Below are 11,961 nucleotides of genomic sequence, written 5' to 3'. Positions count from 1 at the left end.
GCTACTGACGCCTCATTCCTCAAGCCTGCCAATACCATTTTCTGCTTCTCTTCTGCGCTCCATTTCTTTCTTGCCATCTGCTTCCTCCTTCCGGAGGACTAACTTACCAGTTGTTCCTAATTTCGTCAAACCCTACAAATCCTCCTTACAGCTTTTTTATTTTCTCAATTAACTCTGTAGTTGAGATGCCTTTAATATACGGTAGGCTGCGGGTCTCCTTTGCAATATCAGAACCTACAATATCTTCTTTTTTCCAGTCGCCGCCCTTGACAAGGATATCGGGCTTGAGCAGTTTAATCAGCTCATAAGGAGTTTCTTCATCAAACATGGTTACATAATCTACCATCTCAAGCGAAGACAAAATCTCCGCCCTATGGTCCTGAGGATTGACAGGCCTTCCGGGTTTTATCTTAGAAACAGATTTATCCGAGTTCAAACCAATGACAAGCACATCTCCGAGCTTCATCGCCTCTCTGAGATACCTCACATGACCTGCATGAATAATGTCAAAGCAGCCGTTGGTAAAGACAACCTTTTTGCCTTTAGTCTTGAGGTTGTCAAGTTCTGCCTTTAGTTCATTCCAGTTTAGTATCTTTTTCACCCGAAAATACCTCTATTCTGTCATTGCGAACCGAAGACGAAGCAATCTCGCCTTTAAAGATTGCCACGTCGTCCCGAAGTCTTTCGGGACTCCTCGCAATGACATGTCCATTGCCCTTTGTATCTCTTTGAGGCATGTGTGTTTCATCTGTAATTCTCGCCACTTTAAGAGATTGTTTTACCGCTGATAAACCTCATTATATCATTATAAAAAGCAAAAACCATCAATGTGATAATTATTGCAAGTCCGATTCTCTGGGCTATCATCATTACTTTTTCGCTCAATGGTTTCCGCCTTACGGCTTCGATGCCGAGAAACAGTATATGCCCTCCGTCAAGGATAGGGATTGGCAAAAGATTAAGCACGCCAAGATTTATACTTATCACAGCCATAAATACCAAAAAGTTCATGACTCCAAGTGATGCCTGCTGTCCGGCCATCTGGAATATCATTATAGGCCCGCCCAATGTGTCAGCCGGAATAATCCTCTGTATGAGCTTAATAATTCCAACAACCGTGAGCACAACCATATCCCATGTTCTCTTAACCCCCAATGACGCCGCCTTAAGAAGATTATATTTTTTTATTACATTGTTGCCTGCCGGACCTATGCCTATGAGCCCGATATGTTTCTCAGTGCCGTCAGGATACTTAAAAGTCTTTTTTTCAGGGGTTACAGTCAATTCCAGAAAATTTTCATCTCGCTTTATTTTAAGTCTCAGCGGTTTCTCAGGGCTTCCATGTATGATTGCCGTCATATCATGCCACGTTTGAATGGGAGCGCCTTCTATCTCCACGATTCTGTCGCCTTTCTTTATGCCGGCTTTTTCAGCAACAGCGTTTTTAATTACCTCGCCAACCTCGGGATACAAGAGAGGCATAATACCAATATCCATAACTTCTGTATTTTCACCGAATATGTTTTTCCCTGTTTTCTTTTCAGGAGTTACGGTAAGCTCAATAATTTTTCCTTCTCTTTCTATTTTGAAAAACAACCTCTCACCGCGGCTTTCATTTACAGGAACATCGATGTCATCCCATCCGGAGACTGTCTTGCCGTTAATTGCCGCAATCCTGTCGCCGGTCATGAGTCCAGCCGCAGCAGCAGGAGAATTATCCAAGACTTTCCCGACATAAGGCTTGGGTACAGGGACGCCTGACAGAAATACGACAAAGAAGATAGCAGCAGCAAAAAACAGATTAAATACAGGGCCTGAAAAAACTATCAGAAATCTTTTCCATACAGGCTGGTAATTATATGCAAACGGTTTATCTTCTTCTTTCAGTTCGTCGCCGGGCTCTTCTCCCAGCATCTTCACGTATCCGCCAAGCGGAACTGCAGAAACAAGATATTCCGTGTCTCCGTATTTTCTGCCAATGAGTTTAGGGCCGAAACCCAAAGAAAACTTAAGCACCCTCACACCAAGCTTCTTGGCAAAAAGAAAATGCCCGAGTTCATGCACAAATATCAGAATGCCCAATAATACTATCGCCGAAAGAAATGTCATCTTCTATCTCCTCAACTTTTAATTTTTAACTTTATTCACTAATAAGACCATAAGTAAAGCCACGTAAAACTTTATCCGTCATGCCCGTAGTTTTTAGTCGGGCATCCAGTTCCTTAACTGTCTGGATTCCCGCTTACTGACTGCGGGAATGACAAACTATTTTGACTTTATTATTTCCCTTGCCTTTTCCCTTGCCCACCTGTCAGCCTCAACAACTGCATCAATCTCTAAGGCTGGTTTTCTATCATGCAGCTGCATCGTATTCTTAATGACAACAGGGATATCATTAAAACCTATCTCCCTTTGCATGAAGGCAGCCACCGCGATTTCATTCGCGGCATTAAGCACGGCAGGCATTGTGCCTCCCTCCTTCATTGCCTCATAAGCATATAGAAGACAGGGAAAGCATTCCGTGTCAGGTTTCTCGAATGTGAGTTTGCCGACAGCGCTCAGGTCAAGAAATGGCATGGGGTCATCAAGCCTCTCAGGATATGTAAGGGCATAAGCTATAGGGCCCTTCATGTCAGGCACAGAGAGCTGTGCTATACAGCTCCTGTCCCTGAGTTCAATCATTGAGTGAATTATGCTCTGCGGATGTATAAGCACATCTATCATATCATGGGAGAACCCAAAGAGGCGGTGCGCCTCTATAACTTCAAGCCCTTTATTCATCAATGTCGCAGAGTCTATCGTGATTTTCTTTCCCATATCCCAGTTAGGATGTTTCAGCGCGTCTTCTATCGTAACCTTCTTCAACTCGCTACTGCTTTTACCGAGAAACGGGCCTCCCGATGCTGTAATCACTATCCTCTTTACAGATTCCCTGCTCCGCCCCTCCATACACTGGAATATCGCACTGTGCTCGCTGTCAACGGGGATTATCTTTGCGCCGGACTTTACCGCATTTTTCATAACTATTTCGCCAGCGACTACAAGCGATTCCTTGTTGGCAAGTCCAATTGTCTTTCCTGCCCTTACAGCAAACAGTGTCGGAAAAAGACCTGCGAATCCGATTATTGCTGAAAGAACAAAATCAGCTTTATTGTACGATGCAACCTCTGCAATGCCGCTGTCGCCTGAAAGCACCCTTATCCCGAGTTTCTTTCTGAGTTCCAAAGCGCATGTCTCATCAGCCACTGCCGCAATCTCAGGATTAAATACCTTAATCTGTTCTTCAAGCAACCCTATATTATTTTTAGCGGTCAGCCCGACAACCTTAAACCTGTCACGGCATCTTGAGATTACTTCAAGCGCGCTTCGCCCTATGGAGCCTGTCGAGCCTAAAATCGTTACATGTTTCATTTTATTAAGCCGAATGTTATAGAAATCCAATACAGCACAGGCCCTGCAAAGAGAACGCTGTCAATCTTATCCAGTATGCCGCCGTGCCCAGGCACTATGCTGCTTGAGTCTTTTACGCCTGCGTCACGCTTGAACATTGACTCTGCAAGGTCGCCTATGATAGTCACCATCCCTATAATCATCCCCAGAACAGCCGCTTGCATCAAAGACAATGAAATATAATTTACAAGCGTAATTTTAAGGATAACTGCACCGGCCATGCCTCCTGCTATTGAGCCCACAGCTCCTGCAATTGTCTTGTTCGGGCTTATCTCTTCGTATAGTTTCCTTTTGCCGATGCCCTTGCCTATATAATAAGCCAGACTGTCTGACGCCCACACACACCCGTAAAGGAATATTATCCACTCAGAGCCGTTTTCCCTGAGATAAAGCTGATACCCAAGCAGTCCAGGAATATATATAATGGCAATAATTACAGGGGCTATATCATGGAGTGCAGATAGGGGATTTTTTTTGGAAAAAAGTCTTATACAGGCAACTATAATGAATAAGGCAGGGACTGTGAACTGTGAACTGTGAACTGTGAACAACATTAATATCCCCATAATTATACCGGAATACCTCGGTAGCCCCTTAACATTATACATTGAATAAAATTCATACTGCGCAGCGGCAGCGGCAATCACAAGAAGAAAAAGAAAATACTCAGCCGGCAGTTTTGTGATATAGAAATAAATGAGAGGCAGTAAAATCGCGGCGATAATCAGTCTCTTTAAATGCATATCAGGGCTTCACCCTCACAGGGACAGCGCCGAATCTCCTCTCCCTCGTTTGGTAATCATGAAGCGCAATCAGAAACTCATCCTTTGTAAAATCAGGCCAGAGGGTCTCTGTGAAATAAAATTCAGAATACGCGCCCTGCCATAGGAGGAAATTACTCACGCGCCTTTCGCCGCTCGTTCTTATTATAAGGTCGGGTGAAGGGATGCCTGAAGTGTCAAGGAAGGATTCAAAAAACTCTTCTGTGATATCATCGGGGTTTATTTTTGCAGAAACAATTTTCTTTACTGCTCTGATAATCTCGTTTCTCCCTCCATAGCTCAATGCCGCCACCAGCGTCATACCTGTGTTGGCTGCTGTTCTCATCTCTGTCTCAGCAATAAGCTCCTGCACATTTTCCGGCAGCCTCCATACCTCTCCTATGGTTTTGAAGACAATCTTCTTATCCATAAATTCATTGAATTCATTCCGCAGATATATCTCAAGAATCTTCATCAGCGTCGTAACTTCGTCTTTGGGCCTTTGCCAGTTTTCAAGGGAAAAGGTATAAAGGGTTAACACCCTGACTCCCGCCTCAATTGCCGCTGTAATAATCTCCCTGGCCCTCTCTGCTCCCCTTCTGTGCCCCTCTATCCGGGGAAAACCGCGCACCTCTGCCCATCTTCCGTTGCCGTCCATTATCACTCCCACATGGGCTGGTATTTTATCGTATGACAACATTACCTCCCTTTCAGCGGGTAGATATAAAGCACTGTCCCAATAGGGTTTTCCCCTTTGAGAATATTATTGAATTTTATTCCCAGCATAGGCATATCAAGCACAATGATTCTATTGTCCGTGATTGTATAATCAAGCGCTTTTCCGGGAATATCATCTATGATAGTCCTTTCCTCCATGGAAACTCCGGTCCACCATAAACTTCTGATCTCTGATTTACTGTACCCCAAGCCCTTAGCCATTCCGACAAGGGGAATTCTCTTTATAACAAGTATTTCCCTGTTCTGCATAAAAAGCCTGTCTTTTACCGCCCATACACCTCTTTCCACCATTATAGTCGGCGCTGCACGCTTAAATGTTGTCTGAAAGCCTCCATAATCACCTCTGCTTCTCCATATCCTTATGCCCTCATCATAAAGATTCAAATGCCCTGCATCATCATATGCAAGCACTAACCTTTTGCCGTCAGGCTCATTTATAAAAGTAAAATCGTAAATGTTCACGCCTCTGGGAATGCTTACATTGGCTCCTTTTTTATATCCATTATCCCATGCAACTTTAAATACAGCGCCTTTATACCCTTCCCCCGGCTCATATTCCTGAGCAATAAGTTCATTGCCTATGCGCCTTAAGAAAACATCGCCTTCCCACAGTACGAAAAATTTACCATTCTTAAACTCATAGATGCGCGAAACCACCATATTGTCTTTCGTCAGGGTCAGGATAACCTCATCCTTGCCATCCCTGTTGATATCCAAAACATCCAGCCAGATATGGTCATCCTTAGGAGAGCCTTTAATCTCGTAAAGGCTGCTGAGGTCTCCGGCAGCGCCCGGTGAGTACAGACGTATATCACTGCCTGTGCTCATCAAAAGCTCAGCCTTCCCATCACCATCAATATCTCCGGCTGTAATCAGCCTGACTCCAAAAGGCAGGTCCACAAAGGTTCTCACATCGCCTTTCTGAGGCCCGAAAAATTCTTCGCCAAACCTTAATTCTTTCATAAATGCAACAGCGACTCTTACCTCATCTTCGGCAAATTTTAAAGAATTATCCGCCCACAACAGCCTCTGTTTGAGCATTGTATCGCCGGCAGACTCTTTTGCAGACAGAATCAGAACGACATCCGCATTAAGCCTCTTTGCCTCGGCGATTACCTCTGAATCATTATCCGTCTCAATTGCCGTGTCAACAATCTCAAACCTGCCGGTCTCCTTTATGAGACGGTAATACGAGTCGCCGAGACTCCAGTCAACATTTTTGCCCTGATAAAAAAGCATTCTAACTCCTGTTTCTGAAATCCTTACTTTATCAGACACTTTGACATCGCCTTTAAGGATAACTGCCGTTGAGGCGTCATAGCCGACTTCCTTAACCTCAGCTTTTCCGATGACTGCCTCCAGCGTTCCTATCGGCTCCTTTGTGACAGGATGTAAAAACACCGACCCTTCCCTGAATATAATAAATCTCATCCCCTTCTTTACATTTTCTTTTTCGCCTATATTAATCACGGCCATGCCGTTATTCACAGATACAACCTTGCCTTTCAGAGGACTGAAATATGAAAGGACATCATCACGCATCAGACTGAGGGAATTATCATCAGCATAAGCAGTGAACAGTGAACAGTGAACAGTGAACAGTAAGAAAATAGTGAACAGTGAACAGTGAACAGTGAACAGTCTTCCGATTTTTATTAACTGACAACTAACAACTGACAAGTGTTTTATTTGCCTCATTTCTTATCCTCTCCAAAACTTACATTAAATCCTAATCTTTTATTGCTGTTAAAATCAATTTTTTTCATAAATAAAAATGCTGTGCCCTGATATAATCTTTCAACTCCGCTTTCTGACAAAGAAACAGTCTCTACTGGATAATGCCACACATCTACTTTCTCGTCAAAAGAGAATTCCAGTTTCATATTAAGGAATTCGTCTTTAATGTAAAAAAATTTTACACCGCCATGCTCACCTTTATCTTTCATAAAAAGAGCTTTCCCCCCTGCATGAATAGAGGGGTATGGAGAACCTAAAAAAGAAAGATTAAACTCTGTTGCAAATATGCCGCTATGCCTGCCTTCAATCAGATAGTCAACCCTAATTCCTGATTTTCTAAATAATACACTTTTATCAATTTTCACATTATTCCCGGAAGCAAGTCCCTCCCTTGAGAGCCTGACACCCAAGGCTTGTCCTTCGTTAATGCGTTCCAGAAGATAAGGGCTGCCTATAAAATCACCTCTCTCCTCGTATTCCGACCTCATCAGTGCATCAAGCCTTATATTATAATCGAAAAAATGATCCAGCAGCGATGTTCTTCTGTAATTGTCATATATCAGATAGTCCGTAATCCCTGGTTCCTTGGCAGAAACTCTGTCATGAATTGTTTTCGTTTCCCCTGAATCATTCTGCGATGTTTCCGATATTCTGGAATGATATGCCTCAGGCCTGCGCGTAAGGACATCAAGCACATTTACCTGTTTTCCTTTTATTGAAAGTTCAATAAGCGCACCGCTATCCTCTGTGAAGAATGCCGTCCTATCTCCATTGCTTATACATATATCTCTGAATCCGTCACAGTCAAAATCGCCATCCTCAACAGAGACATCTTCTCCAAGTAATTTTTCTGCCATTGATTCAGCGCTAAGCAGATGCCTGTACAATGAAGACCTCAGATGCGGCAGATAAAGGCCTCCGAATATGCCATGCCAGTAGGCGTCATTACACTGCCCTTTCCAGAGTTCATGAAGTAATAAGTTAGGAGTTAAGAGTTGAGAGTTAGAAGATTTCTCTGATTTTTCAACTTTTAACTTTAAATCTTGAATCTTGAATTTCTTCACTGCCTTATGCACCTTCCTGCTTATCTGGAGCATTCTCTTATGGATATGATTTGACTCAGGATATTTCGCAAAAAAGGAACGCCAGGTGCCTCCTCTCAAAAAACTTTTTGCCTTGTCGCCAAATAACCCTTTCAGCTCATTTAATGCATATTCATAATCCAATGCTCCATCCGGCGGCAGAGCCCATTCACCCATCTCTCTGTAAGATGCCGCAGGCAGATATACCCTTCCAACCGGATAGAATCTTTCCTGATACTCGCTGAAGGTTGTGGTCTCTATCCAGTCGGAATTTTCTTCCAGCGCAGAGAAAAAATTTTCAAGCCAGCCGTCTTTATAGCAATGGCTGAATGTATCAGGCCAGACGCCGAACTTCTCTCCGTCATCAGCCAACGTCAAAAGAGGGGATCCTCCAGTCATAGAAACCTCTTTAAGATATGCCATTACAGCGTCAACATCCTTGAATGGAATACTGTATCTCAGTTCCTCGCTGCCGGGAAAAACTTTTATCATGAGACCGTTTTCCTCTGTAATGTGGTAACCCAGAAGGCCTCTGTCATCAACCCCTGCAAGTTTGAAATGATAATCATCCAGCGGGAGGTATTCAATGCCTGCCTTTGAGATACATTTCGGCAGATGCGGCTCCCATACTCTTTCCGCAAGCCACATCCCTCTGGGTGTATATCCAAACATATCTTTTATATAAGCAGTCATTTCCCGTATCTGCATAACCCTGTCATCTTCCGGCAGGGAGCAAAGAACCGGCTCGTAGAATCCTCCCGAAAGCAGTTCAACTCTTCCTGCCCGTATCAGAGCAGTTATCATATCAATCGCCTCGGGATGTTTCTTCTCCAGCCATACCAGCAGATTACCCGAATAATGCAGAACGAGCTTTAATTTTGGATGCGCAGCAAGCATCTTTAAAAAAGGCAGATACGCCTTTTCATACGCGTCCTCAATCACATGGTCAAAATTCCCCACAGGCTGATGGTTGTGAATAGAGAGTATAAGATAAACTTTTGACATCAAAATTTAATATCCTTTACCTGCCGCTCTTATCCCGACCTGGTCGGGACTTTTGCAGAATATATCATTTTTAGTTCTACAATTATAGCACATACAATTCTCTTAATATCTTAATTTATACCTCATAAAATATAGAATCTGATAATATAGAGCAGGCATGAAACTTATTTTCATAAAGAAAAATTTTCTGATTTACGGCGGCGCTGAGAACTATATGAAGACGCTTATAGGCCGCTTCAGAGGAAAAGCCGACATCCACATTATGGCAGGAAAATGGGCAGAAACGCCCGAAGCAGCCTTTCACAGAATAAATTCAATCTCGCTAAGTTCGTTTCTATCAATGATTACGTTCAACCTGAATGTCTGCCGTGAAATAAAAAAAATTAAGGCTGACTGCATTATAAGTTTTGAGCGCACAACCTGCCAGGATATATACAGGGCAGGAGAAGGATGCCACATAGAATGGCTCAGGCTCAGAAAAACAATAGACCCGTCGTGGAAAAGATATACCTTTCTGATTAACCCGCTGCATATAGCGCTCCTGAGGCTTGAGAAAAAGGCATTCTCTGACACAAAACTTATCATCGCAAATTCAAATATGGTTAAATCCCAGATAATAAAACATTACGCCATCCCTGAGAAAAAGATAAAGGTCATCTATAATGGCGTAGACATAAAAAGATTCTCACCTCTGAATGCAGGACTTCATAGAACACGGGTAAGAAAGGAACTTTCAATCAGCGAGGATGCAAAGGTTATTCTCTTTGTGGGCTCGGGGTTTGAGAGAAAAGGGCTCGGGACGCTTCTCCGCGCCATGTCTCTAATAAAATCAGAAAAAAACCTAAGACTCCTGATTATCGGCAGAGGGAACATTAATAAATTCAATTCCATTGCAAAAAAATGCGGCATTCAAAACAGCATAATATTTCTTGATGCTCAGAGCGAAATAGAAAAACTCTATGCAGCGGCTGACATATTCGCGCTTCCGACAATATATGACCCGTTCAGCAATGCAACTCTTGAGGCAATGGCGTCAGGACTTCCTGTTATCACAACCAGAAACAACGGAGTGGCTGAACTGATGCAGGATGGAGAGGAAGGCTTTGTACTGGAGAACTTAACTGACTATGCTTCTTTGGCTGAAAAAATAGGCATTGCACTTTCCAGTGGCGAATCTATGGGATATAAGGCAAGACTTACGGCAGAAAAATATCCTATTGAAAAAGCAGCAGAAGAATTTATGACATCCATATCCGGGCTAATATCATATACTAAGGAGTTCATAAGTAAAACCACATAGCTTGTCATTCCCCCGATATTGTGGTGTCTCATAAATAAGTTTACACGATTCTGTCATTCCTGCGGAAGCAGGAATCCAGAAAAATAAAGACTGGATACCGCATCAAGTGCGGTATGACGGCTAAAAATAATGTAAAGAAGTGTTACGGACAGGACATTAGTATCTTATTCCTCAAGTGGCTCTGCTTTATCAATAAGCATTACCGGAATATCTTCCCTTACCGGATATTTAAGTTTGCACCGGCTGCAAACCAGCCATTTCCCGTCCTCTGTCAGATGCACTTCATTCTTGCAAGCCGGGCATGCAAGAATCTCCAGAAGTTCTTTAGAAATTCCCACGTCAGTTCACCCCCTCCGTTTCAGGCTGGCGCCTCATTTTTAAATCCAAAAATCAACAGCCATATAAACTTAGAATATTCATCCAGGACTCTCGCCCTGTCTCTTTCCCTCTTCCACCACTCATCAAACCTAAACCAGCTCTCCTCGGCAGGCGCGCTTATTATCTTTATCTTATCGCCCATGCCCCTCTTAAATATTTTCAAGGCCCTTCTGCTGTGATAAGGAGAAGTGACAATTATGCATGATTTATATCCGTGCTTATCCATTAGCTCTTTTGTAAATAGCGCGTCTTCTTCCGTAGTCTTTGATTTATCCGCAAGCAGGATTGCACTCTTTGGCACACCGAGATGCACAGCATGTTCCTGCATAAGAGTTGCCCATGTATATTTCCAGACAAGCGGCCCTCCTGTCAGTATCATCCTGTCCTTTCTTGACCATCCTTCTTTAAAAAGTTTTACTCCGTGCTCAACCCTCTCAGTTTCTTCACCTGCAAGCACAACTATGACATCGGCCGGCTTGAGTTCATCCTTATAATACAGGTATTTCCCTGCCTTCCCGAGGATAAGCCCATGTCCAAGATATAAAACACCAAGAAGAACAGCAAAGATAATCAAGACTTTAAAGCACCTAAACATCTTTCCCCCTCACATGCCACATAACACGTTATTTCCCGATTTTCTTTTGCTTATATGTCACGATGTACAGCGCTAATCTCAACAGGATGTTTTTTTATAAGCATTGCTATTTTTTCGGTTATCGCAGGAGAACGATGCCGTCCCCCCGTGCATCCGATACCGACAGTAAGATACGCCTTGCCCTCTTTTATATAGAGCGGGATGAGAAAATCAAGAAGCCCCTTCAGCCTCTTGATAAATTCTTTCGTCTGAGGTTTCTCAAAAATAAATTTTTTAACAGCATGGTCTATCCCCCGCAGTTCCTTGAGTTCAGGTATGAAGTTTGGATTTGGAATAAACCTCACATCAAAGAGAAGGTCAATGTTCTGGGGAACACCAAACTTATACCCGAAAGATATAAACGTTAATGCCATTGCCCTGGACTTCCTTGTATTGCTGTATAACGAAGTAATCAGATGCCTCAGTTGATGGGGCGTGTAAGATGATGTATCTATAACCCTGTCAGCCTCTCTTCTGAGGGGCAGAAGCATTTCTTTTTCTTTCTCTATGGAGGCGTCAAGGTCAGCGCTGCCTGACGACAAAGGATGCGGCCTTCTTGTCTCTTTGAATCTCCTTACAAGAATACCTTTCTCCGCCTCGAGGAATACGATTTCAGTTCTGTATTTCTTCTTCAGAAGCCACAGCGCAGAATTCATGCTTGAGAGAAATGCCTGCTCTCTTATGTCAATGCCGACTCCTATTTTCGTTATATTGCCTTTCTTTGGCAGCCTGGATACAAATAAATTAATAAGCGTGACAGGAAGGTTATCAACACAAAAAAAACCGCTGTCCTCAAGCGCCCTTAATGCAACAGTCTTCCCCGAGCCTGAAAGGCCGGTGATTATAACTATTGTCAGTTTCAATTTCATACAAGAT

General features: G+C 43.1%; 12 protein-coding genes. 1 reads left to right on the top strand and 11 read right to left on the bottom strand.

Annotation, left to right across the window (positions count from 1 at the left end; genetic code table 11):
- Nucleotides 1-145: 145 nt before the first annotated feature.
- The 8 genes from rfaE2 to HY035_06650 all read right to left on the bottom strand — a co-directional run bounded on the left by rfaE2 (nt 146) and on the right by HY035_06650 (nt 8,773).
- Nucleotides 146-601 (bottom strand): D-glycero-beta-D-manno-heptose 1-phosphate adenylyltransferase, encoded by a 456-nt coding sequence (rfaE2, locus tag HY035_06685; GenBank protein ID MBI3378067.1) that lies wholly within the window; start codon nt 599-601, stop codon nt 146-148.
- The gene (locus HY035_06680) at nt 576-764 is read right to left on the bottom strand and encodes a hypothetical protein (GenBank protein MBI3378066.1); all 189 of its coding nucleotides are present in this window, start codon (nt 762-764) and stop codon (nt 576-578) included. Before HY035_06680 ends, rfaE2 begins: the two co-directional genes overlap by 26 nt.
- A 1-nt stretch (nt 765) precedes the next feature.
- Nucleotides 766-2,109 (bottom strand): RIP metalloprotease RseP, encoded by a 1,344-nt coding sequence (gene rseP, locus HY035_06675; GenBank protein MBI3378065.1) that lies wholly within the window; start codon nt 2,107-2,109, stop codon nt 766-768.
- Between the two features lie 156 nt (nt 2,110-2,265).
- A complete protein-coding gene (locus HY035_06670; GenBank protein ID MBI3378064.1) occupies nt 2,266-3,411 on the bottom strand; it encodes a 1-deoxy-D-xylulose-5-phosphate reductoisomerase in 1,146 nt (381 codons plus the stop codon).
- Entirely contained in the window at nt 3,408-4,193 is a 786-nt protein-coding gene (locus HY035_06665) for a phosphatidate cytidylyltransferase (protein MBI3378063.1), read from the bottom strand. Before HY035_06665 ends, HY035_06670 begins: the two co-directional genes overlap by 4 nt.
- 1 nt (nt 4,194) lies before the next feature.
- A complete protein-coding gene (locus HY035_06660) occupies nt 4,195-4,911 on the bottom strand; it encodes an isoprenyl transferase (protein ID MBI3378062.1) in 717 nt (238 codons plus the stop codon).
- Nucleotides 4,911-6,629, bottom strand: coding sequence for a VCBS repeat-containing protein (locus tag HY035_06655; GenBank protein MBI3378061.1), 1,719 nt, complete (start codon nt 6,627-6,629; stop codon nt 4,911-4,913). The genes HY035_06660 and HY035_06655 overlap by 1 nt, the downstream gene beginning before the upstream one ends.
- Nucleotides 6,630-6,643: 14 nt before the next feature.
- Nucleotides 6,644-8,773 (bottom strand): DUF1926 domain-containing protein, encoded by a 2,130-nt coding sequence (locus HY035_06650; GenBank protein ID MBI3378060.1) that lies wholly within the window; start codon nt 8,771-8,773, stop codon nt 6,644-6,646.
- A gap of 157 nt (nt 8,774-8,930) precedes the next feature.
- On the opposite strand from HY035_06650, the gene HY035_06645 reads away from it, so the two are divergent.
- A complete protein-coding gene (locus HY035_06645; GenBank protein MBI3378059.1) occupies nt 8,931-10,073 on the top strand; it encodes a glycosyltransferase family 4 protein in 1,143 nt (380 codons plus the stop codon).
- A gap of 164 nt (nt 10,074-10,237) precedes the next feature.
- On the opposite strand, the gene HY035_06640 is transcribed toward HY035_06645, so the two are convergent.
- The 3 genes from HY035_06640 to rapZ are packed head-to-tail and all read right to left on the bottom strand — an operon-like array spanning nt 10,238 to nt 11,954.
- Nucleotides 10,238-10,411, bottom strand: a complete 174-nt coding sequence (locus HY035_06640; protein ID MBI3378058.1) for a Trm112 family protein — start codon at nt 10,409-10,411, stop codon at nt 10,238-10,240.
- Nucleotides 10,412-10,431: 20 nt separating this feature from the next.
- The gene (locus HY035_06635; protein MBI3378057.1) at nt 10,432-11,046 is read right to left on the bottom strand and encodes a YdcF family protein; all 615 of its coding nucleotides are present in this window, start codon (nt 11,044-11,046) and stop codon (nt 10,432-10,434) included.
- Nucleotides 11,047-11,096: 50 nt separating this feature from the next.
- Nucleotides 11,097-11,954, bottom strand: a complete 858-nt coding sequence (gene rapZ, locus HY035_06630; protein MBI3378056.1) for an RNase adapter RapZ — start codon at nt 11,952-11,954, stop codon at nt 11,097-11,099.
- Nucleotides 11,955-11,961 lie beyond the last annotated feature (7 nt).

The sequence above is a fragment of the Nitrospirota bacterium genome (assembly GCA_016195565.1).
In the GTDB taxonomy this organism is placed as follows: Bacteria; Nitrospirota; Thermodesulfovibrionia; order Thermodesulfovibrionales; family UBA1546; genus UBA1546.
This window is presented reverse-complemented; position numbering and strand designations above follow the sequence as displayed.

Excerpts from the sequence above, each read along its gene's own strand:
- rseP (MBI3378065.1), bottom strand. The coding sequence starts at position 2,109 with ATGACATTTCTTTCGGCGATAGTATTATTGGGCATTCTGATATTTGTG.
- HY035_06670 (MBI3378064.1), bottom strand. The coding sequence starts at position 3,411 with ATGAAACATGTAACGATTTTAGGCTCGACAGGCTCCATAGGGCGAAGC.
- HY035_06665 (MBI3378063.1), bottom strand. The coding sequence starts at position 4,193 with ATGCATTTAAAGAGACTGATTATCGCCGCGATTTTACTGCCTCTCATT.
- HY035_06660 (MBI3378062.1), bottom strand. The coding sequence starts at position 4,911 with ATGTTGTCATACGATAAAATACCAGCCCATGTGGGAGTGATAATGGAC.
- HY035_06650 (MBI3378060.1), bottom strand. The coding sequence starts at position 8,773 with ATGTCAAAAGTTTATCTTATACTCTCTATTCACAACCATCAGCCTGTG.
- HY035_06645 (MBI3378059.1), top strand. The coding sequence starts at position 8,931 with ATGAAACTTATTTTCATAAAGAAAAATTTTCTGATTTACGGCGGCGCT.
- HY035_06635 (MBI3378057.1), bottom strand. The coding sequence starts at position 11,046 with ATGTTTAGGTGCTTTAAAGTCTTGATTATCTTTGCTGTTCTTCTTGGT.
- rapZ (MBI3378056.1), bottom strand. The coding sequence starts at position 11,954 with ATGAAATTGAAACTGACAATAGTTATAATCACCGGCCTTTCAGGCTCG.